The organism is Amycolatopsis sp. NBC_01480 (genome assembly GCF_036227205.1).
Classification (GTDB): domain Bacteria; phylum Actinomycetota; class Actinomycetes; order Mycobacteriales; family Pseudonocardiaceae; genus Amycolatopsis.
In genome coordinates, this window is record NZ_CP109442.1 from 7,067,306 (window position 1) to 7,091,334 (window position 24,029).

Below are 24,029 nucleotides of genomic sequence, written 5' to 3' on the forward strand. Positions count from 1 at the left end.
TCTGACCACTATTTTTCGTTGGACCGGATGAGTCGGCTCCGGCATCGTGGAAGGCACCAGCTTCTCCCGGAAGGCCACCATGCTCGACATCGCACCGCGCGCCCTGTCCCCGCTCCGGCGCGTCAGCCACGGCGGGGGATTCCGCGTGATCGCCTTCGCGTTCGCCGTGTCCCTCTCGTTCTCGACGTTGCCGACACCGCTGTACGCGTTCTACCAACAGCGAGACGGCTTCCCGACCTTCGTGGTCACCGTCGTCTTCGCCGCGTACGCGGTCGGCGTGATGGCGAGCCTGTACCTCGCCGGGCACGTCAGCGACTGGCTCGGCCGGCGCCGCGTGATCCTCGCCGCGACACTCGCCGAAGCGCTCTCAGCGGTGATTTTCCTGGTGTGGCCCGAAGTTCCCGGCCTCATCCTCGCCCGGCTGGTGTGCGGCGCCGGGATCGGCGCGCTGACCGCGACCGCCACCGCGCACCTTTCGGAGCTGCGCGCGGTCGCGCGGCCGCAGGAGGACCCGGGCCGGGCGGGCCTGGTCGCCACCGTGGTCAACATGGGCGGCCTCGCGCTCGGCCCGCTGGTCGGCGGCTTCTTCGCCCAGTTCGCGACGGGGCCGCTGACCACTCCGTTCCTGGTGTACCTGGTGCTGCTGCTGGTCAGCGCGCTCGCGGTGAGCCTGGTGCCCGAGACCGTGGAGCGGCGCGAGGAACGCCCGGCGTACCGGCCGCAGCGGGTCTCACTGCCGCCCGCGGCCCGGCCCGCGTTCTTCGGCGCGGCCATCGGCGTCTTCGCCGCGTTCGCGATCACCGGGCTGTTCATGGCGCTCGCGCCGACGCTGCTGGCCCAGGGCCTGCACGAGTCGGGCCGGCTGCTGGCCGGGGTCGCCGCGTTCTCGATGCTCGGCTCGGCCGCGCTCGCGCAGCTGCTGTTCGCGCCGATGGCGACCGGGCTCCAGCTGCGGATCGGTTACGCGTCGATGGTCGCGGGCCTGGTGGTGCTGCCGGTTTCGGTGTTCCTGCCGACGCTCTGGCTGTTCTTCGCCGGCAGCATCCTCGCCGGGACCGGGGTCGGGCTGGGGTTCCGCGCTTCGGTCGGGACTGTCGCCGCGCTGGCCGACCCGCTGGCCCGCGGCGAGGTGCTGGCCGCGCTGTTCCTCGCGGCGTACGCGGGGCTCGTGGTGCCGGTGCTGTCCGTCGGGCTCGCCGTGGTGTGGGTGCCGAGTTCGGTGGCGCTGCTCGGTTTTTCGGTGGCCGAGCTGGTGCTGCTGGGCTTCTCCGCCCGCCGCGCGCTCAGCGGGGCAGCCGCCCGGCGGTGAGCCGGACGGTAAACCCGTCGTCGTCGCGCACCATCGCGACGTGCTCGCACAGCTGGTGCGCCAGCCACAGCCCGAGCCCGCCGTCGGTGCGGTCGGCCGCGGGCAGCAGCCCGGCGAACGGGTCGGCCGGGCCGGAGCCGGTGTCGTGCACGGTGACCACGGCGTGGCTGTCGTCGGACCACAGCCGCATCCGGACCGGGCCGCGGCCGTGGCGGTGCGCGTTCGTCACCACCTCGCTGACCGACAGCACCAGGTCGTCCAGCGCGTCCGGGGACAGCGCCGCCCGGTTCGCGTCGGTCACCGCGCGCCGCGCGACCGCGGGCTCCGGGTCGGCCAGGTCCAGCTGCGGCGGCCGGAGCTGGACCGGGTGCGGCGGCACCGGCCACGGCGCGGTGAGGAACGCCCGCGGCTCGATGTAGTCCTCTGTGGACACTCCGTCGGGGCCGGTGACGACCGGGTGCGTGCGCCGGACGTCGTCGAGCACGTGCGGCGGCGCCACCCGGGTGTCGTAGGCGCAGAGCGTGCGCACCGGGAATTCGGCGTACGCGTGGTTCACCGCGGACTCGTACCGCGCCCACCAGTCCCAGGAATAGCCGAACGCGACCGGCGGCAGCTCGCCGACGATGCGGATGTCCGAGGCGCCGGCGGCGACGTAGTCCGCCATCCGCTTCCGGTACGCCTTGAGCACCGAAGCCGGGCGCGCGTACAGGTCCCCGGCGGCGACGAAGGTGAGCCCGGCCGGGTCCGTCATGGCCTCGTACACCAGCTCGGCGCGCCGCGGCTCCAGCGACACCAGCGCCGGTTCGCCGGCCTTCAGCCCGGCTTGCAGGAACGGCACGGCGATGGCCAGGAACTCTTCGTCGGACGAATGGCAGAAAGCCTGGTGGTCGCTGTGCGCCCGGCGTGCCTCGGGCAGGGCCGTCACGCGCGGTGTCCCGCCGGCCGGACCGAAGGCTTGGCGGGCAGGGCGCGGCCACGCGGGCACTGAACGTGCTTCTCGCGGGGGATCCCGGGCCGGCCCGGCAGCTGCATGGCGGGCAGCTTACGCCGCCGGGTTCCGGTCACCGGTCACGCGCCGTGTTCCAGTGCATGGTCACCGTGGTGCCGTCCGGTCGCTGCGTGTATTCGCTGGTGTCGGCGAGGCTGCGGATCAGCACCAGGCCCCGGCCGCGCAGGCCGTGGGTGTCCTCGGGCACCTTCCAGGTGCCGTAGTCGGTGACCACCACGGTGATCTCGCCGTCCCGGATCGTCGCGAGCACGTCGAGGACGCTGTCCGGGCGGCCCCGGTAGGCGTGTTCGGCGGTGTTGGCCATCGCCTCGTAGCTGGCCATGACCACGTCCTCCTGCAGCTCGACGCCGAGGCCGAGCCCGGACACCCAGTGGGCCAGCGCTCGGCGCAGCTCGATCAGCGGCTCCGCGGCGGCGGCGACGCGGCGGCGGAACTCCGGCGGGGGAGTGGGGCGCCCGTCCGCGACGGGGCCGCTCACGCCGCGCCGCCGGACCGGTGGTGCACGTGGATCAGGGCGATGTCGTCGTCGTGGCGGCCGCCGGTGAGGTCGTGGACCAGCCGGTCCCACGCCGCCTCGGCGCCCGGGCCCGCACGCAGCCCGCCGAGCGCGGTCAGCAGCCGCTCGATGCCCAGCGTGAGGTCGCGGGTGCGGCCCTCGACCAGTCCGTCGGTGTAGAGCACCAGGCCGGTGCCGGGCGGGAATTCCGCTTGCCGCTGCGGGAATTCCCGGCCGACGCCGAGCGGCTGCGCCAGCGCCTCGCCGATCTGCTCCGGTGGGCGGCCGGGGTGCAGCAGGATCGCCGGCAGGTGCCCGGCGTTGGCGTAGGTGAGCGTGCCGGCCTCAGGGTCGTGTACGGCGTAGAAGCAGGTGACGAAACCGGCGTCGGTCAGGATGCCAGTGAGCTGGGAGACGTGACCCAGCAGCTCCGACGGCGCCAGCTCCAGCAGCGCGTACGAGCGGATCGCGGTGCGGACCTGGCCCATCACGGCGGCCGCGGTGACGCCGTGGCCGACCACGTCGCCGATCACGAACGCGGTGCCGCCCGAGGCCAGCCGGATCACGTCGAACCAGTCGCCGCCGACCTTCACGCCGGTGGCCGCGGGCAGGTAGCGGGTGACCAGGTCCAGGCCCGGGATCTCCGGCGTGGCGGACAGCATGCTGCGGGACAGCTCGGTGGCCAGGTGCCGCTCGCGGTCGTACAGCCGCGCGTTGTCCATCGCGATGGCCGCGTAGCCGGCGATGCCCTCGGCCAGGTACTCGTGCCGCTCGGTGAACCGCCCGGTCGCCGGGTGCCCGAAGAAGAACCCGCCGAGCACCTCGCCGCTGGTCGGGCTCACCACCGGCACCGCGAGGTAGCTGCGCACGGGCAGGTGGCCCTCGGGCATCCCGTGGTACGGCGCGTTGTGGCCGAACCGCGGGTCGGCGGTGATGTCGTCGCTGCGGACGGTGCCGTCGCCGTCGAAAGTCGGGGCGAACACGGCGGTGTTGCGCGGCATCGGGAAGCGGGAGAACGCCTCGCGCGGCACCCCGGAGAGCGTGTACAGCGTGTAGGACTCGCCCTCCGCGTCAACGAGGTTGTAGAAGAACGCGCCGAAGTGCCCGCTGGTGGCCGTAGTGGCGGCGTCGGTGGCGTCCTGCACCAGGCGGTCGATGTCGAGCTGCGCGGTGAGCCGCCGCCCGATCGCGTGCAGCGCGTCGAGGAGCCCGGCCTCGGCCCGCAGCTGCCGGACGGTGCGGGCCAGCCCGGTCGTCGCTGCGGTGATCCCGGCCGCCAACGGGGCGAGTGCCTGCCCGCCGGGGGCGCGGCTGACCAGCAGGACGGACTCGTCGGCCAGCACCACGGCGCCGGTGACGGAGTGCGGGTCCGGGACGAGCGCGGCCAACGCTGTCTCGTCGGGGACCACCACGGCGTCCTCACCGCGGAACCGCGCGGCCTGGTCGTCCGTCAGCGGCTGGACCGACACGGCAACGGCATCGCCGGCACTGTCCACGAGCGACTTCAGCACCGCGTCTGCGATCGGGCCGAGCCCACCGGCGGTCATCTCTCCGCCAACGCGGCGGCCAGGGTCGGGAAGACGGCCAGCTCGTCGGTCAGCCGCGTCATTTCCAGCGGCCGCAGCGTGAGCCGCCCGCTCGCGACGACCCGCACGGCCGAGGGCGCCGCGTGCCGGTGCGCCCGCACCAGCACGGCCATGCCCGCCGACGCCAGGAAGTCCACCGCGCTCAGGTCGATCACCAGCAGCCGCGGACCGGACCGGGCCGCGCGGTCCAGCAGCCGCTGCAGCTTGGGCGCGAGGGCGAGGTCCAGCGCGCCGCTCACCTGCAGGACCGTCGCGTCGCCGTCGCCGGCCAGCACCACCGAGCCCGCGGGGGTCTCCGCCCGGCCGAGCGGTTCCGGCCCAGAGTCAGCCATCCGCCAATAGTGCCAAGCGCGGCGCCCGCGCGCCTGGTCATCTTCGCGAAAGGCGCCGGTTCGGCGTAACCCGGCCGTTCGCCCCGGCCCGCCGGGGCCCGGCTAGCCTTGGGCGGTGTCACCGGATCCGCGGGCCCGAGCCCGCCTGAGCAGGCTCGAGGCCCTCACAGATGCCGCACTCGGGCATCTGGAGCTGGGGAAGCTCTTGCACACGATGCTCGAGCGCGTCCGGGAGCTGCTCGGTGCCGATACCGCCACCGTGCTCGCGTACGACGACGAAGCGCGGCAGCTGACGGCCATCGCGGCCGCGGGCATCGAGGAAGAGGTCTTCCAAGGCGTGCGGGTGCCGATGGGGGCGGGGTTCGCGGGGCGGGTCGCCGCGTCCCGGGAGCCGGTGGTGATCCGCCGCGGTGACGGGTCGCCGGTGGTCAACACCCTGCTGTGGGAGCGCGGCCTGGTGACCATCCTCGGCGTCCCGATGCTGGTGGGCGACGAGCTGGTCGGGGTGCTGCACGTCGGCTCGGCCGAGGCCCGGGTCTTCGGCCCCGACGACATCGACCTGCTGCGGCTGGCGGCTTCGCGGCTGGCACTGGCGATGCGCGTGGAGGTGGCGAGCGCGGACCGGGCCGCCGCCTCGGCGTTGCAGCGCAGCCTGCTCCCGACACGGCTGCCGGCCGTGCCCGGGCTGGAGTTCGCCGCGCGGTACGTGCCCGGTTCGGGCACCGCGGTCGGCGGCGACTGGTACGACCTGTTCCCGCTGCCCGACGACCGGCTGGGCGTGGTGATGGGCGACGTCGCCGGTCACGGTCTCGGTGCGGCCGTGGTGATGGGACGGCTTCGCAGCGCGCTGCGGGCGTACGCGCTGGAGTCCGACAGCCCGGCCGAGGTGCTGTCGAAGCTCAGCCGCAAGGCGAACCACTTCGAGCACGGCGTGATGGCCACCGTCGCGTACGGCATCGTCGGGCCGGGCCACGACCGGCTGGTGCTCTCGCTCGCCGGGCATCCGCCGCCGGTGCTCGCGGAGCCGGGCTGCCCGGCGCGACTGGTGGACGTGCCGCCGGACGTCCCGGTCGGGCTCGGGCTGGCCACCTCCGGCCGTCGCGACACCGTGATCGGGTTGCCGCCGGGGAGCCTGCTCGCCCTGTACACCGACGGTTTGGTCGAGCGCCGCGGCGAGATCTTCGACGAGGGATTACGGCGGCTGGTCGGCGCCGTCACCACGGGCGCCCCGGAAGCGGTGTGCGCACGGGTGATGTCGGCACTGGTCGGGACCACGGCGGCTGAGGACGACGTCGCGCTGCTCGCGGTGAGCCGGGCTGGCTCGCTGTAGCGCCGATTTCCCTTGGCACGAATGGGATTCCGGCCCGGCGTCGCGGCAGTCGGGAAATGTCCGTACAAATTGGACCGACATTTCCCGGGAATTGTCCGAACCGACCAGGATGTGAAACCGGTTGGCCCCCACCGGTTTCCGGCTTAACTTTCGGTGCGCGGCGGATCCTGCCCGCCGCAGCGCGACGAGGGGAGCCGGGGCGTGGCGACGGGCGAGATCACGGCGATGGCACCGGTCGGCCTCGGCTGGCTCGTCACCCGGATCGGCGAACGGACGGCCCGCGGCATCGCGAGCGCCGTCTCCGGGCTGATCCGCGACGGTGAAATGCTGCCTGGCGCCCGTCTTCCGACCGTGCGCGCGCTGGCCGCGGAGCTGTCCGTCAGCCCCACCACGATCGCCGAAGCGTGGGCGCAACTCCGCACGGCCGGGCTGATCGGCACGGGACGGCGGCGGGGCACGACCGTGCTGGCGCCGCCGGCCGGCCCGGCGGCGACGCGGTCGTTCGAAGGCTGGCGCACCGTCGACCTCGAGCACGGCCTGCCCGACGCGGCGCTGCTGCCGCCGCTGGAGGACGCCGTCGCCGCGGGGGTGCGCACGGAACGGTTGAACAGCTCCTCCAAGGACTTCATCACCCCGCGGCTGCGCGCGGCGGTGAAGCCGACGTGGCCGTTCCCCGCCGACGCCTGGACGGTCGCGGCGGGCGGGCACGAGGGCATCACGCTGGCCTGCCAGTCCGTCGCGCGTCCCGGCGACGTGATCGCGGTGGAGGAGCCGACCGCGCCGTGGCTGCTGGAAATGCTGCGCCGGTCCCGGATCCACGTCGTCCCGGTGGCCTGCGACGAGGACGGCCCGCGGCCGGAATCGCTCGCGGCCGCGCTGGCGCACCGGCCGGTCGCGTTCGTCTATCAGCCGCGGGCCCATGTGCCGCTGGGCCATTCGGTGCCCGCCGGCCGCGTCGCCGCGCTGGCCGGCGTGGTGGCCGCGGGCCGCGCCGGGCCGATCGTGATCGAGTACGACGACCTCGGGCCGCTGGCGTCCGCGCCCGCCGCCAGCGTCGGCACGCACCTGCCGGACCGGGTTCTGCTGGTTCGCTCGTACTGCACGGCGTTCGGCCTGGAGCTGCGCAGCTGCGTGCTCGCGGGCGCGGCTCCGTTGGTGGAGCGGGTGCGGGAACTTCGGACGTTCGGCCTGGTCTGGTCGAGCCGCATCCTCCAGGACGCGCAGGCGTTCCTGCTCACCGACCCGGCCACTGGTGTGCTCCTGCGCCGCGCGCGCCAGCGTTACGCCGAGCGCCGGGCCACACTGGCGAATGCGTTGGAGGACAACGGGATCCGGGTCTCCCGGGCCGACGGGCTGGCGCTGTGGGTCCCGGTGCCGGACGAGACCCGCACGCTCGTCACCCTGGCGGCGAACGGCGTCTCGGCCGGCCCCGGCACCCGCTGCTTCGCCCGTCAGCCGCCCGCGCCGCACATCCGCGTGGCGATCGGGCAGCTCCCCGACGACCCGGCATTGGTGGCCGACCTCGCGACGATGATCGCCACGGCCGCGGACCGGCGTCCGCAGCGCTCGGCCTGAGCCGCACCCGCCGTTTGGGGCGGAACGACGGGACCCGGCCGGACGCGCGAGCGGAAGGGCCGCGCCGGCACCCGGCAGGTGCCCGGCGGTGCTCAGCCCCACTGGTACTTGAGGAACTTCCCGTCCATGGTGACGACCACGCGCTCGCCGCCCGGGTCCTCGCGGCGGCCGACGTCGATCTTGAAGTTGATGGCGCTCATGATGCCGTCGCCGAACTGCTCGTGGATGAGCTCCTTGATGGTCGGCCCGTAGACCTGCAGGACCTCGTAGAAGCGGTAGATCGTCGGGTCGGTCGGCACCGGGTCGGCCAGTGCGCCGCGGGTCGGCTGGAGCCGCAGGGCCGCCTCGACGTCCTCACCGAGTTCCAGCACCTGGGCGGCTTTCGCGGCCGTCTCGGCGGGCACCGGGTGCTGCCCGAGCAGCGCCGAGGTGGTCCACGCCAGCGGCGCGTCGAGCGTTTCGGCCAGTTGCGCCCAGGTCAGGCCGAGCCGGGTCTTGGCCGCGAGCACCGCGTCGGCCGCTTCCTGTTTCGTCGTCATGCCCGGCACGCTAGATCACCCGGTCCGTCTGGACCAGCGCCTCGCGGCTGTTCGCCTTAGGCGAGAGCGGTGGCGGCCGGGCCGGGCGGGCGTCAGGGTGGGGGCATGAGGCTTCTTGTGTTGGGCGGAACGGTTTTCGTCGGGCGGACGGTGGCGGCGGAGGCGCTGCGGCGCGGCCACGAGGTGGTGTGCGCGGCGCGCGGGGAGTCCGGCACGGTGCCCGACGGCGCCAAGCTGGTGCGCGTCGACCGGGACGCCGAGGACGGGCTCGCGCCGCTCGAGGGCGAGGAGTTCGACGCGGTCGTGGACGTCGCGCCGCTTTCGTTCCCGTGGGTGACGCGGGCGCTGAGCGCGCTCGCGGAACGCGCCGGGCACTGGACATTCGTCTCCACGGTGAGCGTCTACACCGACACGGAGACCCGCGGGCAGACCCCGGCCACCGGGGCGCTGCACGAGCCGCTTGAACAGCACGCCACGGTCGAGCAGCTGCGCGCCGAGGGCGGCGCCGAGCTGTATGGCGCGATCAAGGTGGCGTCCGAGAACGCGGTGCGCGCGGCGCTGGGGGAGCGCGCGTTCGTGGTGCGGCCCGGCCTGATCACCGGCCCCGGCGACGGCAGCGACCGGTTCGGCTACTGGCCCGGCCGTTTCGCCCGCGGCGGGCGCGTGCTGGTGCCGGCGTCGGACCGGCCCGTGCAGTACCTCGACGTGCGTGACCTCGCCGAGTGGATCGTCACCGCCGCGGAAACCAGGCTGGGTGGCACTTTCGACGGCGTCGGGCCGGTTCTGCGGCTCGGCGAGCTGCTGGCGGACATCGCCGCGGCGGTCGGCGGTGGCGCCGAGTTGGTGCCTGCTATGGACGAACAGCTGACGGCCGCGGACGTCAATCCGTGGAGCGGGCCGCGTTCGCTGCCGCTGTGGTTGCCGGGTGACCACGCGGGTCTCGCTTCGCACGATCCGGCGCCGTCGCTCGCGGCGGGCCTGCGGATCCGGCCACTCGCCGACGCTGTGGCGGGTGCGCTCGACACGGAACGGGCGCTTGGCCTCGATCGCGAACGGCGCTCGGGGTTGTCTTCGGCAGAGGAAGCGGAAGTGTTGGCTGGGCTGTGAAACGGTGCGTCGATCGTCTGTAGTGGACTGTCGTGGATCTAGTCCTCAGTGGACGAATCAGCTGGCGGCGAGCCACTTCGCGCGTGCACCGGGGCCCTGCACCCAGCAGCCGCCGGACGGGGCGTCGGCCTGCTCGTCGTCGGGCAGGGCGAGCAGCTGGGGGAACACCTCGGCGGCGGTGCCGGTCGTGCGCCACAGCCAGGTCCGCGGGGTGAGCACCTGCTCCTCGGTGCCGGGCAGGCGCGCGGCGGTGACGTCGTCCTCGGCGTTGAGCCGGATCACGTCCACCACCGAACCGTGGGCCCGCACGCCGACGACGGCGAGCACCTCGCCCTGTGCGTCGGCCGGGTGCACGAACTGGTAACCGCGGGAGATCAGTTCCCGGAGGCCGGCCTCGACGTCGAACGGAGCTGGCTCGGTCATGGCGCCCGCCTTCCGGTCCGGTGTGTGCCGCCGTGGCCACGGCGTTCGCTTCGTCCCCTTGATGATCGGGACGCTAGCACGCTCACCCATTAGAGTGAGTGGACGTACTTTGTTTTCTAGCCGAAAGTTTGATGTTCTGTAGAAGTCGTGACACCTTCAGCAAAAGTGCACTCACCGGTACCCGAACCGCGCGGGTTGGCTGGTTCGACAAGATCGCGACGTTTCTGTCTTTGACCGTAGAGTGACACTTTGCTCGACAAGTGTCACCACGGTCGAGTGGCAAGCCTGTTGGCAACCTGGCAAAGACGGCTAGCCTGGATGCCGTCGCGCCGGGTTCCGGGAACGCGCCGATGCCCGGCCGGTCCGTGGTCGATCGTGCCGCTCCTGCCGCCGACATCACCTGGGGTCCGTGATGGTCCAGTACACGCTGGTCGTCGGTGGTCTGCCGCTGGCCGGCGCGCCCGCCTACCTGGCCTTTCTGCTGCACCGGCGCCGCTGGGGCACCGCCCGCCCGCCACTGTCGGCCGACGAACTGCGCGCGGTCGCCGACGTGCTGCCCCGGACCCGCCCCGTCCTCCCGCCCGCTGAGGACTCCGGCGTGCCGATGGCGGAGCAATGCGAGCCGTGCCTGAGCCGCCAGGCGCCGGTCATCCCCGCGCCCCGCCGCCCGGAATCCGTCCCGGTGGAACGCGCCGGAGTCGCCTGACCCCCGGCGTCAGCGCGCCCTTCGCGGCGCCCCGAACCGAGCCGGAACGCCGGGGGAGAACAACACACTCACCGGTTCCCCGCTCACCGGTACACCCGCGGCGGCCACCAATTCGTCGGAAAGGTGCAGCAGCGTCGCGCGGTGCAGGGGCCACTGCGGATGGTCGTTGGGCACGTACAACGTGCGGCCGTGCCAGCTGACGTGCAGGCCCCAGCGCGCGGTCAGGAACTGCTCCAGCTCTGTGGGCTCCTGGATCGTCGGCCCAGTTCGCACCGTCAGCGTGCTTTCCGTGCCCCGCCACCGCGTCCGGCGGCGGTAAGTGAACACGTCGCCGTCCCGGCGAAGGCGCATCGACGACCACCGATACGGCAGTGAGAACCCCAGCCGCCCGGCCAGCGCCGGAACAAGCCGCGCCGCGTCCAGCGACCGGAACACCACCCCGCGCCGACCGGCGGCGTCCACCGAGTAGAGCCGCACGTTCGTCTCGCAGAAGCTCCCGAAGTACGGCACCGCCGGCCCGCCGAACGGCCGCACGCGGTCCATCCGAAACGGCACGAGCCCGACGTAGGTGACCCCGCCCAGCACGTCCGGCCGCGTCCCCGCCGGAAGCAGCCCCGCTACCGCCGCCGGCTCCACCGCCCAGTGCACGAACGTCAGGTCCCGCCACCACTGCGCCAGCACCCCCCGGCCCACCCGCCGAGGGCTCGTCACACTGATCGGCTCCACGACGTCGTCCACCGGCCCCACGCTACGGACCGGGGCGGCCTGCACGGCGGGCGCCATGCCGAGCGGCCGATCGTCCACTGTAGACAGAAGGAAGGCGGGACCGCCCCCAGGACGGCCCCGCCTCCCGGTCCGGGGTCAGCCGCAGTGGCCGGAGGGGGCGTCGAACTTCGTGGTGCCGATCGAGCCGCCCCAGGTGACGCACTGGCCGGCCGCCGAGGCGGTGACCGGGCCGGCGAACCAGGAGTACGAGCCGGAGTCGGTCTGGCGGGTGCTGCCGGCCACCTGGAGGTACGCGGTGGTCGCCGTGGCGGTGCCCGCGGCGGCCGCCTTCATGGTGCTCACGCAGTTCTTCCCGTTGGCCGCGTTGTAGGACAGGTAGACCGTGCCCTCGGTGCCCAGCGAGCCCTTGTCGATCACGCTGTAGCCCGCGCCGCAGGCCGGGCGCCGAGCTGGGCGTCGGTGAAGGTGGCCCAGCGGATCGAGGAGTACGGGCTGGTCGAGCCGGCCTCGAACAGGACGCCCGCGGTGCTGGCGGTGGCCGTGGTGCCGAGCGAGATGAGGTCGGAGTAGGCCGTGTCCTGGCTCCACACCAGGAATCCGTCGGTGTCGCCGGTCCAGCTGCCGCCCTCGTCGAACGAAGAGCGGATGCGCAGCGCGTGCCGGTCATCGCAGACCGACGGGCCCGCGAACAGCAGCCTCGTGTACTGGCCGCCGGTGTCGGGGGTGCTCATCGCGACGGTCGAGCCCTGCACGTCCGGGGTCTTGGCCAGGCCGGGCTCGGTGACGAACTTCTGGCTGAACGTCTGCCCGCCGTCCGAGCTGATCGCGTACGCACGCTCCACTGTGGAGCACATGGTGCCCGAGTTGTTGCGCGCGGACGCGTAAATGCGGCCGTCCGGCAGCTCGGTGAGGCTGATCTCCTGCGGGTTGAGCGTGGTGCTCGCGTCGGTGGCGCCGCGGTGCCAGGTGGCGCCCCGGTCGTCGCTGTAGACGATCGAGCCGGTGCCCGGGGAGGTGGTGCTGAGCTGGTAGCTCATCCCGGCGACGATCCGTCCTTTGTGGGCACCGCGGGTCAGCACCGAGGCGTGCGACGGCCCGGTCGCGAGCCAGCCCGGCGCGGTGGTGAAGCCCAGCTGCGTGGTGAGCACCTGCGGCGCGGCCCACGTGGTGCCGTTGTCCTTGCTGATGCTGACGCGCGGCGTCCGCCCGCACGAGGCGTGCGGCGCGATGCACTGCATCACCGAGAGCAGCACGACGCGGCCGTCCGGCTCGTCCGCGGTGGGCGGGAGGACTACCGGCGTCGGGTTTCCCTTGGTGTCGCCGAAGCCCTGGATGACGATCTGCGGGGCGGACCAGGTCTTGCCGTTGTCCTTGGAGCGCTTCACGACGGTGTCGATGTCGCCCGCGTCGGCGCAGCTGTTCTTGCGGCCCTCGGCGAAGGCGAGCAGATCGCCGTTGTTCGCCTTGACGATCGCCGGGATGCGGAAGCACGAGTAGCCGTTCGTGCCCGCCTGGTACACCACGGTGCTGGCCGGGTCGGCCGAGGCGGCGGGGACCGCACCCGGGACCGCGGCCAGCGCGGCGGCCCCGGCGAGGCCCGCGAGCAGCGCCCGCACGGCACGTCTGATCTTCACTGTCGGTCTCCGTCCTGGGAAGTGAAAGTGCTTCCCAGGCTGCGGCGCCGCCGTACACGCCCCGTACAACTGCGCCGGAAACCCCTTTGTACCAACGGAAGGAGTTTCCCTTACGGAGACCTCGCCGTTATCATCCCACGTCCTACCTCGGGCCTACTGGGCCAGCCGGGGGAACAGCGCCTCCGCCGAAGTGCGGTGCACGGCGGCCAGCCCGTCCGCCGGCAGGTCCTCGTACGTGTCCAGCCAGTTGTCGAACTTCCGGCGTGACGGGGCGGGGTTGAAGGGGAAGTCGCTGCCGTACAGGACGTGGCCCGGGGCGGCGAAGACGAGCAGCGACGGCAGGGACGTCGGCGTGGAGGACAGGGCCGTGTCGAAGTAGAAGCGGCGCAGGCCTTCGAAGATGCTTTCCTCGGTGGTGCCCGGGTTGAACATCGACGCGAAGGTGAAGCGGTGCGCGGCGTAGGGCAGGAACCCACCGGCGTGCGAAAGGATCACGCGCAGCCTCGGGTGCCGGTCGAAGACGCCGTTGGCCACCAGGTGCAGCGCGCTGCGCGTGGTGTCGAACGGGAAGTCCAGCACCGGGCTCGGCAGGCCCTCGAGCCGGGGCATCGGCGGTTCCGCGGGGTGCACGAACACCACCGCCGAGCGCGCGTCCAGCTCTGTCCACAGTGGCTCGTACGACGGGTCGCCCAGGTAGCGCCCGTGCGCGTTGGACAGCACCACGACGCCGTCCGCGTGCAGTTCGTCCAGCGCGCGCACCGCTTCGGCGGTCGCGCCCTCGACGTCGGGCAGCGGCAGCACGGCGAACTGCCCGAAGCGGCCGGGCCGGTCCTTGACGAGTTCGGCGTGGTAGTCGTTGGTCGCCCGGGCCAGCTCGCGCGCCTCGGCGTCGTCGCCGAAGTGGACGCCCGGGGCGCTGATCGACAGCACGCCGGTGGCGATCCCGGCCTCGTCCATCATCGCGAGCGCGGCGGCGGGGTCCCAGTCCGGGATCGGCCAGCCGCCCGGGGTCTGTCCGCGCTCCTCGAACGCGCGCCGGTACGCGGGCGGGAGCAGGTGCTGGTGGACGTCGATCTTTCCGCTCATAGTCGCTAGGCTCCTAATAGATAGGTTGCTAACTATTGTGCTGCTAAGGTACCACTCGTGAAGCCCACCGCGCTGTCCGATGCCGAGGCGGACGAGATCGCCCAAGCCGCCGACGACCTGTTCTTCGCCATGCGCAAGGCGCGTTCGGCGGGCGCGGACCAGGACGGCGGCCTGTCGTTGCCGCAGCTCACCCTGCTGGAGCCGCTGGCGGTCGAGGCCGAGCTGCCCGTGGGCCGCCTCGCGGCCGCCGCCGACGTCACCATCCCCACCGCCACCCGCATGCTGCAACAGCTGGAGGGCGCCGGCATGGTCACCCGGCGCCGCCACCCGGACGACGAGCGGAAGGTCCTGGTCGGCCTCACCGCCGACGGCGGCACCCGGCTGACCCGGCTCCTGGCCCGGCGGCGCGAGCGCCAGGCCCGCGCGTTCGCCGAGTTCAGCCCGGCGGAGCGCCGCCAGCTGGTCACGCTGCTCGGCCGGCTGACCGGGGTGATGAAGGAATTCCGCTGAGCGGTGAACCGGACGGCGCGCGCCCTCGTGTAGGGAGAACTGCTCCGAGGGAAAGGATTCTCGTGTCCCCCTTCACCCGTTTCCGGTCGCGCCCCGCTCCCGGGCCGTCCGCCGAGTCGCCCGACGCCGAGCTGCCTGACGAGGAGCTTCCCGACGAGGAGCCGCCCACGCGCACGCGGACCCGGCGGGTGGCAGCGGTAGTGCTGACCGTCGTGGCCGCGTTGCTGGTGCTGTTCAGCCTGCTGGCCCCGATCACCCTGGCCGCCCTGACACCCGCCGCGTTCCTGCGGCTGCCGGTGGAAGCGCTGGTGGTCGCCGCGCTCGCGCTGGTGCTGCCGCCGCGCTGGCGGAAGGTGCTGGCGGTGGTGGTCGGCGCCGTGCTGGGGGTGCTGACCGTGCTGAAGGTGATCGACCTGGGCTTCGACGAGGTGCTGAGCCGGCCGTTCGACCCGATCCTGGACTGGAGCTTCGTCAGCGCCGGCCTGGACTTCCTGGCCGGTGAGCTGGGCGGGCCGGGCTCGATCGCGGCCGCGGCGGGAGTCGTGCTGGTGATCCTCGCGGTGGTCGTGGGCACCACGCTCGCCGTGTTGCGCCTGACGCGGCTCGCGGCCGGGCGGCGCACCGGCTCCACCCGCGTGATCGCCGTGCTCGGCGTGGCCTGGATCGCCTGCGCGGTGACCGGCGTCGAGCTGGCGCCCGGGCAGCCCGTCGCTTCGCGCAGCGCCGCCAACTTCGCGTACGCCGACCTGCGGCAGGTGGGCACGGATCTGAACGACAGCCAGCAGTTCGCGGCGCAGATGGCCGCCGACCCGTTCGGCGCCACTCCGGGAAACCAGCTGCTGAACGGCCTGCGCGGCAAGGACGTGCTGCTCACCTTCGTGGAGAGCTACGGCCAGTTCGCGATCCAGGGCTCCGACCTCGCCCCGGCGATCGACAAGCAGCTGGACGCCGGCACCGCCACCCTGCGTGACGCCGGGTTCTCCGCGCGCAGCGCGTTCCTCGATTCGTCCACTTTCGGCGGTGGCAGCTGGCTCGCGCACTCCACCGTGCAGTCCGGCACCTGGGTCGACAACCAGCAGCGGTACAACAACCTCCTGGCGAGCGACCGGCTTTCGCTGACCCGCGCGTTCGGCCGGGCGGGCTGGAAGACGGTGCAGGACGTGCCCGCGCACACCCAGCCGTGGCCGGAAGGCAAGTACTACGGCTTCGAGCAGTACTACGACGCGCACGGCGTCGGCTACCAGGGCCCGGGCTTCGCCTACGCCACGATGCCCGACCAGTACACGTTTTCCGCGTTGCAGCGCAACGAGCTGGCCGCCAAGGACCGCCGTCCGGTGATGGCCGAGATCGACCTGGTGTCGAGCCACGCGCCGTGGTCGCCGCGTCCGTCCCTTGTGGACTGGAACAAGGTCGGCGACGGCTCGGTCTTCGACCCGATGCCCGCCGCGGGACAGGCCCCGGAATCGGTCTGGCGCGACCCGAACGCCATTCGCGCGGCGTACGGCGCGGCGATCCAGTATTCGCTCGACACCCTGGTCTCGTACCTGAAGACCTACGGCACGGAGAACACCGTGCTGATCTTCCTCGGTGACCACCAGCCCCCGGTGGTCACGCCGCCGGGCGTCTCGCACCAGGTGCCGATCACCATCGTGGCGAAGGACCCGGCCGTGCTGGACCGCATCAGCTCCTGGCACTGGCAGGACGGCCTCCGCCCGAGCCCGGCCGCGCCGGTCTGGCACATGGACGCCTTCCGGGACCGGTTCCTGACGGCGTTCGCGAAGTAGCGTGCCGCTCCCGCGCCGGGCCGCGGGATCGGGGAAGCTGGTGGGGTGAGCAGTGAAACCCCGGAACGGCAAGAGAGCCCGGCGGCGGGCTACCGGCGATCGGCCGGGTCGGCGCGCGGGGAGGCGCGCCGGCGCGAGCTGCTGGAGCGGGTGACGGACGACCTGGCCGTCAACGGGCTCGTCGACTTCTCGCTGCGGCGCGCCGCGCGCGCCGCGGGCGCCACGCACAAGGTGCTGCTCTACCACTTCGACAGTGCGGAGGACCTGCTCGGCCGGGCCGTCTTCACGCTGCGCGAGCGGCGGATCGGCAACGCGATGGCGGCCATGGCCGAGGGGGCCGAGCGGCGCACGCTGGCCGAGCGGGTGCGCGTCGCGTGGCACACCCTGCGCGACGAGGAGCCCGGGCTTCGGCGGGTGCTCGACCAGGCCATCGGGCTGGCCATGTACGACCCCGCGCGGTACGGCGACCTCGGCCACGGCGCTTCGGGCCAGTACCTGCCGCTGCTCGTTTCGTACTGCCCCGAGCAGTGGACCGAGTCACGCAAGCTGGAGGTGGCGCAGATGGTCCTCGCGACCCTGCGCGGCTTCATCGTGCACCGCGCCATCGGCGGCGATCCCGAAGGCGCCGCGGCCGGCTTCGCGGCGCTCGTGCGCGCGCTGGACCACGAGGAGGCCTGAGCCGGCGGGACCATGGACAGTTTGCGAACCACGTGGTTCACTTCTCTCGGCGAGACAAGTCCGGGAGGCAGTCATGCAGCGCGAAAAAGTCAGGTTCGACAGCAACGGGACGGAGTGCGTCGCCTGGCACTACCCGGGCACGAACGGCGCGTGCCTGGTCATGGCGGGCGGCTTCGGCGTGACCAAGGAGCCCGGCACGGACCTGTTCGCGAACCGGTTCCAGGAGGCGGGATTCGGCGTGCTGGCCTTCGACTACCGCCACCAGGGCGAGAGCGGCGGACAGCCGCGCCAGGTCACGCGGGTGGGGGAGCAGCTGGCCGACTGGCACGCCGCGGTCGGGTTCGCGCGGACGTTGCCGGGGGTCGACCCGGAGCGCGTGGGGATCTGGGGGTTCTCCGCGTCCGGCGGCCACGTTTTCCTGGTGGCCGCCCAGGATCCGCGGCTGGCGGCCGCGATCGCGCAGACGCCGAACGCGGACGGCCCGGCCACCGCCCGCAATGCCGCGCGGTACCAGAAACCGTGGACCATGCTGCGGTTCACCGGACGCGGGATCCTCGACGCGCTCGGCAGCCTGATCGGGCTCCGCCCGCGGCTGGTAGCGCTGGCCGGGCCGCCCGGCACCGTGGCGCTGCTGACCACGCCGGACTCGCTTGACGGCGAGCGCGCGCTGCGCGCCGAACGGTACCCGGACTGGGAGCAGACCGCGGCCGCCCGCTCGGCGCTGCGGATGACGCTGTACCGCCCCGGCCGCGCGGCGCCGCGCGTGTCCTGCCCGCTGCTCGTGGTCGTCGCCGACCAGGACCGGTCGGCCCTCGCGGAGCCGGCCGTCGTGGCCGTCGGCCGCGCGCCCCGGGGTGAGCTGGTGCGGGTGCCCGGCGGCCACTACGCGCCGTTCCTCGACGAGCACGAGCACGTCGTCGACGCCGAGGTTTTCTTTCTGCGGCAGCATCTTCTGGCTCCGGCGCGGACTGCTCCCGCCTGATCCGGTGTGTTCAGTGTTCCAGTGGGACCGCGGTCATGCCGGTGAAGCGGGGTGATTCCGCCTCGTCGAGCATGGCCGCGGCGACGGTCGCGCGGCTGATCCGTGCGGGGAAGAGCCGCTTCGGGACGTCGCCGAGACCGAGGGTGCGGCGGGTGCTGCTCACCGGACCGGCCGAGAGCGGACCGGCGTGGAACACGGTGCCGCCCGCGGCCAGGATCGCGGTGTCGGCGCCGACCTTGTCGGGGATTTCCTTGCGCAGGAACAATTTCAGCAACGCCCGGGTCACCGGGCCCGCGGCGGCGCCCGACGCGCCGGTGCCGAAGGCGCCCAGCCACAGCACCCGGCCGGGGCGGGCGGCCAGCACTGCTTGCGCGCCCGCGGTCAGTGTGCCGGACGGGCCGCCGGCGGCGGCGCCGAGGCCGGACAGCACCACCTCGGCGCCCCGCAGGGCCCGGGCGACGGACTCCGGATCGTGGACGTCGGCGGCCACCCGGCGCAGCCGCCCCGAGTTCGCCGAGTTCACAGTGGCTTCGGCAGCCCCGGCAGCCCCGGCAGCCCCGGCAGCCCCGGTAGCCCCGGCGACCCCGGTAGCTCGTGCGGCTCCGGTAGTTCTGGCAGCCCCGGCTGCTCCGATGTCGATGCGTTCGGGTCGCCGGGCGATGGCGGTTACGGTGTGCCCGCGGGCCAGCGCCTGGCGGGTCAGCTCCAGCCCGGTGCCGCCCGAGGCGGCGAGGATCGTCAGCTCCATGGTGATCAGTCCACTGCAGACAGGACGGTGACCGCGGCCTCGTGCAGCGCGGGCGCCGCGACGAGCAGGTCCGGGCTGCCGGGACGCCAGGGCGAGCCGTCGATCCGGGTCACCGCCGCCCCGGCCTCGGTGGCCAGCAGGACCCCGGCGGCGATCCCGGACAGCACCGGCTCGTACTGCCAGAACACGTCGTTCTGGCCGTTCGCGAGCAGCAGCAGCGGGAACGTCGACGGCACGGCCACCCGCACCAGCAGCGCACGTCCGAGCATGGCCGTCACCGAATCGCCGATCCGGCGGTACGTGCGCTCCTGCCCGGGCTCGGCCTGCCCGGTGGTGGCGATCGCCGCGTCGAGGTCGCGCTTCGCCGAAACGCGCAGCGGCGCCGCGTTGAGCCAGGCGCCCTCGCCGCGCGCGGCGGTGTAGGTGAGGTCGCCGACCGGCTGGTGCACGACGGCGAGCACCGGCTCCCCGTCTCGCAGCAGGGTGACGGTCACGGCCCACTCGGCCAAGCCGTGCACGTGGTTGACGTTGCCCTCCACCGCGTCGACCGCCCACCACTCGCCGGGTGGCAGCCCGGTCGTCTCGTGTTCTTCTTCGACCCAGCCGGCGCCGGGCCGGGCGGCCGTCAGGTCGGCGCGCAGGCCGTCGAGGGCCACGGCGTCGTTGTGCCGGACCGTCGCGGCCATCGCGGCGCGGTCGGCCGGGCGTGCGTCGGGGGAGTGGATGGCGAGCAGTCGTGCGCCGGCCTTCTTGGCGGCTTCAGCGACGGCGGTGTGCAGGTTCATGAGGTGCCTCCGGGGGTTTCGGTGATCTCCTGCCCCCGACGCTATGGCCGTCCAGTCATGACTTCCAGTGCAATCTCGGCAACTCAACAGTTACCCTCGTGCAGGTGGATCTCAACCTGCTCGTCGCCCTCGACGCCCTGCTCGAAGAAAACAGCGTCGCCGCGGCCGCCGACCGGCTCCGGCTCTCCGCCCCGGCGATGAGCCGCACCCTGGCCCGGATCCGGCGGGCGACCGGCGACGACATCCTGGTCCGCACCGGCCGCACGATGAGCCCGACGCCGCGCGCGCTCGAACTGCGCGACGAGGCGCACGAGCTGGTCCGCCGCGCCGCCGCCGTGCTCACGCCCACGCGGGAGCTGGACCTGGACGGCCTCGAGCGCGTGTTCACCGTCCGCGGGCACGACGCGCTGGTCGACGCGCTGGCGCCGCTGCTGGTCGGCGCGCTCGCCGAGGCGGCCCCGCGGGCCGGGCTGAGGCTGCTGGCCGAAACCTCGGCCGACAGCACCGATCTCGCGCGCGGCCACGTCGACCTGGAGGTCGGCGCGACCCGGCCGGGACGGCCCGAGATCGCGGCCGAGACGATCGGGGCGGACCGGGTGGTGGCGGCGATGCGGCGCGGTCACCCGCTCGCCGAAGGCGACCTCACGCCGGAGCGGTTCGCCGCCGCCGCGCACGTGTCGGTCTCGCGCCGCGGCCGTCGGCACGGCGCCATCGACGAGGCGCTGACCGAGCTCGGGCTAAGCCGCCGGGTGATCGCGTCGCTGCCCACCAGCGCGGCCGCGCTGGACCTGGCGGCAGGCAGCGACCTGGTGGCGGTCGTCACCGAGCGCGTGTGCCGTCCTTTGTGGACGAAGCGGGGCCTGGTGGTCCGGCCGCTGCCGTTCACCCTGCCGCCGGTGCCGGTGGTGCTCGCCTGGCACCACCGGCACGACAGCGACCCGGCCCACGCGTGGCTCCGCAGCGAAGTCCGGCGCGCGCTGGAAACCGTGGTCGCGCCGGACCGACTCAAGCGGTGACGAGCCGGTCCTCCCGGGCGACCGCGCGGCGGTCGGACCGGCCGGACAGCAGCGCCAGGCCGAGCGCGAGCACCGTCATCACGGCGCCGACCCAGTTGGTCGACGCGTAGCCGTAACCGGCCGTGATCACCACGCCGCCCAGCCACGCGGCGAGCGCGTTGCCGAGGTTGAACGCGCCGATGTTCACCGCCGAAGCGACGGTCGGGGCCGCCTCGGCACTGGCCAGCATCCGCATCTGCAGCGGGGGCACGGTCGCGAAACCGAAGCCGCCCAACAGGAACAGCGTCACGATGGCGGGCACGGCGGCGTGCGCGGTGAACGCGAACACGGCCAGCACCACGGCGAGCGTGGCCAGCGCCGTGTACAGCGTCGGCATCAGCGCGCGGTCGGCGAACCGGCCGCCGAGCAGATTGCCCAGCACCAGCCCGACGCCGAAGAGCACCAGCAGCCAGCTGACCGCGCCCTGCGGCAGCCCGGCGACCTCGGTCATCATCGGGGCAATGTAAGTGAAAGAGGCGAACACGCCGCCGAAGCCGAGCACCGTCGTCCCGATCGCCAGCCACACCCGCGGGTGGCGGAACACCGCGAACTCGGCGCCGATGCGGGCGTTCACCGGCAGCGCGGTGTCCGGCACGAGCGCGGCCACGCCGATCAGGCCGAGCACCCCGAGCCCGGCGACGACCCAGAACGTCGCGCGCCAGCCCAGGCCCTGGCCGATGAACGTGCCCATCGGCACGCCGAGCACGTTGGCCAGCGTCAGCCCGGTGAACATCAGCGCGATGGCGCTGGCCTTCTTCTCGGGCTTGACCAGGTCGGCGGCCACCACGGCGCCGACGCCGAAGAACGCGCCGTGGGTGAGCGCCGCGACGATCCGGCCGGCCATCAGCGCGCCGAAGCTCGGGGCCAGCGCGGACAGCACGTTGCCGGCGATGAACAGGGCCATCAGCAGCAGGAGCAGGTGCTTGCGGCGGATGCGGGTGCCGAGCGCCGTCATCGGCAGCGCGCCGGCCGCCACGCTCAGCGCGTAACCGGTGATCAGCCAGCCCGCCGCCGGAATGGACACGCCGAAGTCGGCGGCGACCTCGGGCAGCAGCCCGGCGATCACGAACTCCGTGGTGCCGATGCCGAACGCGCCGATGGCCAGCGCGAGCAGAGCGAGCGGCATGGTGCTTCCTCCTGTGACTGTGTGCGTGAGAACTACCGTCGCTTACAATAGTTGCACACGCCTGATATATGCCAGAGCTGACTACAGGTGTGATCGGTTAAACTCGGCGGCGGCCGGACCGTGGTGCCGGCGCCGAAGGAGGTCAGGCCATGTCGTTGTCCGACGACGCCGAGGAAGCCCGCGCCCAGGGCTGGCGCACGCTCGCCGCGCTGCACGCCCGGCTGGAGAGCCGGATCGAGCGCGGCCTGCAGGCGGGGCACAAGCTGGGCGTGAGCGAGTACAGCGTGCTCGACCTGCTCAGCCGCCAGGACGGCTGGCACATGCGGATGCAGCAGCTCGCGCGCGCCGTGGTGCTCAGCCAGAGCGCGACCACCCGCCTGGTCGCCCGGCTGGAGAAGCAGGGCTACCTCGCCCGCTACCTGTGCGAGGACGACCGCCGCGGCATCTACACCGAGGTCACCGACGCCGGCCGCGCGCTGCTGGCCGAAGCCCGGCCGACGCACGACACGGCGCTGCGCGAGGCGCTGGAGGAGGCCGCCGAGATGCCGGAGCTGCGCTCGCTGGTCGAGGCCGTGACCCAGCAGACGCTGGCGCGCGGCTGACCGTCCTGCGTCTTGGTGGCGAAACCCTTCGGGCCGACCACGAAGACACCGCGCCGCGCGGCTGAAACGCTGGGGTCCCCGGCGAAAGGACGTCGCTCATGCGCTCGGCGAAGAAGCTGCTCGCAGTGGTCGCGGCTGTGCTCGTGGCCCTCGGCTCGGCGACCGGCCCGGCCGGCGCGGACGGGGTGAAAAAGGGTGTCAGCGCGGCGAATTTCGACGGCGTGACCGCGGCGCTCTCGGACGTGCGGGCGGGCTGGTTCTACACCTGGGCGTCGGACCCGCAGGGCATCAGCGCGCCGCCCGGCGCGGAGTTCGTCCCGATGATCTGGGGCCAGGGCTCGGTGACCCAGGCCCAGCTCGACGCGGCCAAGGCCAACGGCACCACGCTGCTCGGGTTCAACGAGCCGGACCTCGACGGCCAGGCGAAGATGTCCGTCGACACCGCCCTGAGCCTGTGGCCCCAGCTGGAAGGCACCGGGCTGCGGCTCGGCGCGCCCGCCGTGGCGTTCGGCGGCGACGTGGCGGGCGGCTGGCTCGACCAGTTCATGAGCGGGGCGCGGGCGCGCGGCTACCGCGTCGACTTCATCCCGCTGCATTGGTACGGCGGGGACTTCTCCAGCGCGGCCACGGGGGAGCTCCAGTCGTACATCGAGGCCGTGCACAACCGTTACCAGCTCCCGATCTGGGTCACCGAGTACGCGCTGACCGACTTCTCCGTGTCGCCGCCGCGGTACCCGTCTTCGGCCGAGCAGGCCGACTTCGCTGCCCAGTCCGCGGCGATGCTCCAGGGTCTGTCCTATGTGGAGCGTTACGCCTGGTTCTCCCTGTCCACCACGACCAGCCCGACCGGGCTGTACACCGGCACCACGCCGAACGAAACGGGCGTCGCCTACCGCGCAGCGGGCTAGGGCTCGTGAGTGTTCATGACGGTTCTAACCGTCATGAACACTCACAAGCCCTTTCTCAGCACTAGGATCGCCGACATGGATCTCGGGCTGGCGGGCCGGACCGCCGTGGTGTGCGCGTCGACGCAGGGGCTCGGGCGCGCGTGCGCCGTCGAACTGGCGCGGGCCGGCTGCACGGTGGTGGTGAACGGGCGGACGGAGTCCTCGACCACACAGGCGGCCGAGGAGATCGCGGCCTCGGCCGGGGCACCGGTGGTCGCCGTCGCGGCCGACCTGGACACCCGCGCTGGGCAGGACGCGCTGCTCGCCGCCGCCGGCCCGGTCGACATCCTGGTGAACAACAACGCCGGGCCGCCGTTCCGCGACTTCCGCGAGGTCGACGAGGAGGCGCTGCTCGCCGGGGTCAAGGCGAACATGGCCACGCCGATCCGCCTGGTCCAGCAGGTGGTGGACGGCATGGTCGAGCGCCGCTTCGGCCGGATCGTCAACATCACCTCGGGCTCGGTGAAGATGCCGCTGGCCGGGCTCGACCTGTCCAGCGGCGCGCGGGCCGGGCTGACCGGCTTCCTCGCCGGCGTGGCGCGGTCGGTGGCCCACGCGAACGTGACGATCAACTTCCTGCTGCCCGGCTCGTTCGACACCCGGCGGCTGCGCGCGGGCCAGGCGGCGGCCGCGGAGGCGCAGGGGCTTTCGATGGACGAGGCCGCGGACCAGGCTCGGGCCGGCATCCCGGCCGGCCGGTTCGGCGACCCGGCGGAATTCGGCGCCGCGTGCGCGTTCCTGTGCTCGGACCGCGCGGGGTTCATCACCGGGCAGAGCCTGCTGATCGACGGCGGGGCGTACCCGGGCGTGCTCTGATCCGGCGCCGAAGTACGGCAAGGACTCCTTGCCCGCGTCCTGCCCCGAAGACAGGCAAGGACTCCTTGCCTGCGTCCTGCGCCGGTAAGGAGTCCTTGCCGGGTTCGCCGGGAAAGGGGCCGCCGGTGGCCTCCGTCT

At 73.1% G+C, this 24,029-nt stretch carries 26 protein-coding genes; 13 read left to right on the top strand and 13 right to left on the bottom strand.

Going from position 1 to position 24,029, the window contains the following annotated elements:
- Window positions 1-46: 46 nt before the first annotated feature.
- On the top strand, window positions 47-1,309 hold the full coding sequence (locus tag OG371_RS33695; RefSeq protein ID WP_442876015.1) for an MFS transporter: 1,263 nt from the start codon (window positions 47-49) through the stop codon (window positions 1,307-1,309).
- On the opposite strand, the gene OG371_RS33700 is transcribed toward OG371_RS33695, so the two are convergent.
- From OG371_RS33700 to OG371_RS33715, 4 genes are all read right to left on the bottom strand, one after another.
- Entirely contained in the window at window positions 1,284-2,234 is a 951-nt protein-coding gene (locus OG371_RS33700) for a sensor histidine kinase (protein WP_329059693.1), read from the bottom strand. The two genes, OG371_RS33695 and OG371_RS33700, sit on opposite strands and share 26 nt — an antisense overlap.
- 136 nt (window positions 2,235-2,370) lie before the next feature.
- On the bottom strand, window positions 2,371-2,796 hold the full coding sequence (locus OG371_RS33705) for an ATP-binding protein (protein ID WP_329059694.1): 426 nt from the start codon (window positions 2,794-2,796) through the stop codon (window positions 2,371-2,373).
- On the bottom strand, window positions 2,793-4,361 hold the full coding sequence (locus tag OG371_RS33710) for a PP2C family protein-serine/threonine phosphatase (RefSeq protein WP_329059695.1): 1,569 nt from the start codon (window positions 4,359-4,361) through the stop codon (window positions 2,793-2,795). The genes OG371_RS33705 and OG371_RS33710 overlap by 4 nt, the downstream gene beginning before the upstream one ends.
- The gene (locus OG371_RS33715) at window positions 4,358-4,732 is read right to left on the bottom strand and encodes an STAS domain-containing protein (RefSeq protein WP_329059696.1); all 375 of its coding nucleotides are present in this window, start codon (window positions 4,730-4,732) and stop codon (window positions 4,358-4,360) included. Before OG371_RS33715 ends, OG371_RS33710 begins: the two co-directional genes overlap by 4 nt.
- 115 nt (window positions 4,733-4,847) lie before the next feature.
- Between OG371_RS33715 and OG371_RS33720 the strand changes: the two genes are divergently transcribed.
- Window positions 4,848-6,062 carry a PP2C family protein-serine/threonine phosphatase gene (locus OG371_RS33720; RefSeq protein ID WP_329059697.1) on the top strand — a complete coding sequence of 405 codons (1,215 nt, stop codon included), beginning with the start codon at window positions 4,848-4,850 and terminating at the stop codon, window positions 6,060-6,062.
- Window positions 6,063-6,263: 201 nt separating this feature from the next.
- On the top strand, window positions 6,264-7,637 hold the full coding sequence (locus tag OG371_RS33725) for an aminotransferase class I/II-fold pyridoxal phosphate-dependent enzyme (RefSeq protein WP_329059698.1): 1,374 nt from the start codon (window positions 6,264-6,266) through the stop codon (window positions 7,635-7,637).
- Window positions 7,638-7,729: 92 nt separating this feature from the next.
- On the opposite strand, the gene cynS is transcribed toward OG371_RS33725, so the two are convergent.
- The gene (cynS, locus tag OG371_RS33730; protein ID WP_442876016.1) at window positions 7,730-8,185 is read right to left on the bottom strand and encodes a cyanase; all 456 of its coding nucleotides are present in this window, start codon (window positions 8,183-8,185) and stop codon (window positions 7,730-7,732) included.
- 96 nt (window positions 8,186-8,281) lie between these two features.
- On the opposite strand from cynS, the gene OG371_RS33735 reads away from it, so the two are divergent.
- Window positions 8,282-9,283, top strand: coding sequence for an NAD-dependent epimerase/dehydratase family protein (locus tag OG371_RS33735; protein ID WP_329059700.1), 1,002 nt, complete (start codon window positions 8,282-8,284; stop codon window positions 9,281-9,283).
- A 57-nt stretch (window positions 9,284-9,340) separates the two neighbouring features.
- On the opposite strand, the gene OG371_RS33740 is transcribed toward OG371_RS33735, so the two are convergent.
- Window positions 9,341-9,706, bottom strand: a complete 366-nt coding sequence (locus OG371_RS33740) for a hypothetical protein (protein WP_329059701.1) — start codon at window positions 9,704-9,706, stop codon at window positions 9,341-9,343.
- A gap of 409 nt (window positions 9,707-10,115) precedes the next feature.
- Here OG371_RS33740 and OG371_RS33745 point away from each other — a divergent pair, with 409 nt between their 5' ends.
- On the top strand, window positions 10,116-10,412 hold the full coding sequence (locus OG371_RS33745; protein WP_329059702.1) for a hypothetical protein: 297 nt from the start codon (window positions 10,116-10,118) through the stop codon (window positions 10,410-10,412).
- Between the two features lie 9 nt (window positions 10,413-10,421).
- On the opposite strand, the gene OG371_RS33750 is transcribed toward OG371_RS33745, so the two are convergent.
- From OG371_RS33750 to OG371_RS33765, 4 genes are all read right to left on the bottom strand, one after another.
- Complete coding sequence (locus tag OG371_RS33750) at window positions 10,422-11,150, bottom strand: YqjF family protein (RefSeq protein WP_329059703.1); 729 nt, start codon at window positions 11,148-11,150, stop codon at window positions 10,422-10,424.
- A 123-nt stretch (window positions 11,151-11,273) separates the two neighbouring features.
- Window positions 11,274-11,555, bottom strand: a complete 282-nt coding sequence (locus tag OG371_RS33755; protein ID WP_329059704.1) for a hypothetical protein — start codon at window positions 11,553-11,555, stop codon at window positions 11,274-11,276.
- Window positions 11,552-12,772 carry a sialidase family protein gene (locus OG371_RS33760; protein ID WP_329059705.1) on the bottom strand — a complete coding sequence of 407 codons (1,221 nt, stop codon included), beginning with the start codon at window positions 12,770-12,772 and terminating at the stop codon, window positions 11,552-11,554. The genes OG371_RS33755 and OG371_RS33760 overlap by 4 nt, the downstream gene beginning before the upstream one ends.
- Window positions 12,773-12,925: 153 nt before the next feature.
- Entirely contained in the window at window positions 12,926-13,858 is a 933-nt protein-coding gene (locus OG371_RS33765; RefSeq protein WP_329059706.1) for an amidohydrolase family protein, read from the bottom strand.
- 57 nt (window positions 13,859-13,915) lie between these two features.
- On the opposite strand from OG371_RS33765, the gene OG371_RS33770 reads away from it, so the two are divergent.
- From OG371_RS33770 to OG371_RS33785, 4 genes are all read left to right on the top strand, one after another.
- Window positions 13,916-14,368 carry a MarR family winged helix-turn-helix transcriptional regulator gene (locus tag OG371_RS33770; RefSeq protein WP_329059707.1) on the top strand — a complete coding sequence of 151 codons (453 nt, stop codon included), beginning with the start codon at window positions 13,916-13,918 and terminating at the stop codon, window positions 14,366-14,368.
- Between the two features lie 62 nt (window positions 14,369-14,430).
- Window positions 14,431-16,152, top strand: a complete 1,722-nt coding sequence (locus OG371_RS33775; protein WP_442876017.1) for a sulfatase-like hydrolase/transferase — start codon at window positions 14,431-14,433, stop codon at window positions 16,150-16,152.
- A gap of 45 nt (window positions 16,153-16,197) precedes the next feature.
- Window positions 16,198-16,830 carry a TetR/AcrR family transcriptional regulator gene (locus OG371_RS33780; RefSeq protein WP_329059708.1) on the top strand — a complete coding sequence of 211 codons (633 nt, stop codon included), beginning with the start codon at window positions 16,198-16,200 and terminating at the stop codon, window positions 16,828-16,830.
- A gap of 73 nt (window positions 16,831-16,903) precedes the next feature.
- Window positions 16,904-17,812: an alpha/beta hydrolase gene (locus OG371_RS33785; RefSeq protein WP_329059709.1), complete on the top strand. Its 909-nt coding sequence runs from the start codon at window positions 16,904-16,906 to the stop codon at window positions 17,810-17,812.
- Between the two features lie 10 nt (window positions 17,813-17,822).
- Here OG371_RS33785 and OG371_RS33790 read toward each other — a convergent pair whose 3' ends face one another.
- A complete protein-coding gene (locus OG371_RS33790; RefSeq protein ID WP_329059710.1) occupies window positions 17,823-18,560 on the bottom strand; it encodes an NAD(P)-dependent oxidoreductase in 738 nt (245 codons plus the stop codon).
- 5 nt (window positions 18,561-18,565) lie between these two features.
- The gene (locus tag OG371_RS33795; RefSeq protein ID WP_329059711.1) at window positions 18,566-19,345 is read right to left on the bottom strand and encodes an inositol monophosphatase family protein; all 780 of its coding nucleotides are present in this window, start codon (window positions 19,343-19,345) and stop codon (window positions 18,566-18,568) included.
- Window positions 19,346-19,449: 104 nt separating this feature from the next.
- Between OG371_RS33795 and OG371_RS33800 the strand changes: the two genes are divergently transcribed.
- Entirely contained in the window at window positions 19,450-20,361 is a 912-nt protein-coding gene (locus OG371_RS33800) for a LysR family transcriptional regulator (protein ID WP_329059712.1), read from the top strand.
- Here OG371_RS33800 and OG371_RS33805 read toward each other — a convergent pair.
- Window positions 20,351-21,526: an MFS transporter gene (locus OG371_RS33805; protein ID WP_329059713.1), complete on the bottom strand. Its 1,176-nt coding sequence runs from the start codon at window positions 21,524-21,526 to the stop codon at window positions 20,351-20,353. The genes OG371_RS33800 and OG371_RS33805 overlap by 11 nt on opposite strands.
- A 149-nt stretch (window positions 21,527-21,675) precedes the next feature.
- On the opposite strand from OG371_RS33805, the gene OG371_RS33810 reads away from it, so the two are divergent.
- From OG371_RS33810 to OG371_RS33820, 3 genes are all read left to right on the top strand, one after another.
- A complete protein-coding gene (locus OG371_RS33810; RefSeq protein WP_329059714.1) occupies window positions 21,676-22,128 on the top strand; it encodes a MarR family winged helix-turn-helix transcriptional regulator in 453 nt (150 codons plus the stop codon).
- Between the two features lie 98 nt (window positions 22,129-22,226).
- Complete coding sequence (locus OG371_RS33815) at window positions 22,227-23,036, top strand: glycoside hydrolase family protein (protein ID WP_329059715.1); 810 nt, start codon at window positions 22,227-22,229, stop codon at window positions 23,034-23,036.
- Between the two features lie 75 nt (window positions 23,037-23,111).
- Window positions 23,112-23,891: an SDR family oxidoreductase gene (locus OG371_RS33820; RefSeq protein ID WP_329059716.1), complete on the top strand. Its 780-nt coding sequence runs from the start codon at window positions 23,112-23,114 to the stop codon at window positions 23,889-23,891.
- The last annotated feature ends 138 nt before the right edge of the window (window positions 23,892-24,029 follow it).

What these genes read in the sequence shown, in the direction of transcription:
- OG371_RS33785 (WP_329059709.1), top strand. Translation starts at nt 16,904, where the DNA reads ATGCAGCGCGAAAAAGTCAGGTTCGACAGCAACGGGACGGAGTGCGTC.
- OG371_RS33805 (WP_329059713.1), bottom strand. Translation starts at nt 21,526, where the DNA reads ATGCCGCTCGCTCTGCTCGCGCTGGCCATCGGCGCGTTCGGCATCGGC.
- OG371_RS33710 (WP_329059695.1), bottom strand. Translation starts at nt 4,361, where the DNA reads ATGACCGCCGGTGGGCTCGGCCCGATCGCAGACGCGGTGCTGAAGTCG.
- OG371_RS33815 (WP_329059715.1), top strand. Translation starts at nt 22,227, where the DNA reads ATGCGCTCGGCGAAGAAGCTGCTCGCAGTGGTCGCGGCTGTGCTCGTG.
- OG371_RS33740 (WP_329059701.1), bottom strand. Translation starts at nt 9,706, where the DNA reads ATGACCGAGCCAGCTCCGTTCGACGTCGAGGCCGGCCTCCGGGAACTG.
- OG371_RS33715 (WP_329059696.1), bottom strand. Translation starts at nt 4,732, where the DNA reads ATGGCTGACTCTGGGCCGGAACCGCTCGGCCGGGCGGAGACCCCCGCG.
- OG371_RS33735 (WP_329059700.1), top strand. Translation starts at nt 8,282, where the DNA reads ATGAGGCTTCTTGTGTTGGGCGGAACGGTTTTCGTCGGGCGGACGGTG.
- OG371_RS33810 (WP_329059714.1), top strand. Translation starts at nt 21,676, where the DNA reads ATGTCGTTGTCCGACGACGCCGAGGAAGCCCGCGCCCAGGGCTGGCGC.
- OG371_RS33820 (WP_329059716.1), top strand. Translation starts at nt 23,112, where the DNA reads ATGGATCTCGGGCTGGCGGGCCGGACCGCCGTGGTGTGCGCGTCGACG.
- OG371_RS33765 (WP_329059706.1), bottom strand. Translation starts at nt 13,858, where the DNA reads ATGAGCGGAAAGATCGACGTCCACCAGCACCTGCTCCCGCCCGCGTAC.
- OG371_RS33790 (WP_329059710.1), bottom strand. Translation starts at nt 18,560, where the DNA reads ATGGAGCTGACGATCCTCGCCGCCTCGGGCGGCACCGGGCTGGAGCTG.
- OG371_RS33795 (WP_329059711.1), bottom strand. Translation starts at nt 19,345, where the DNA reads ATGAACCTGCACACCGCCGTCGCTGAAGCCGCCAAGAAGGCCGGCGCA.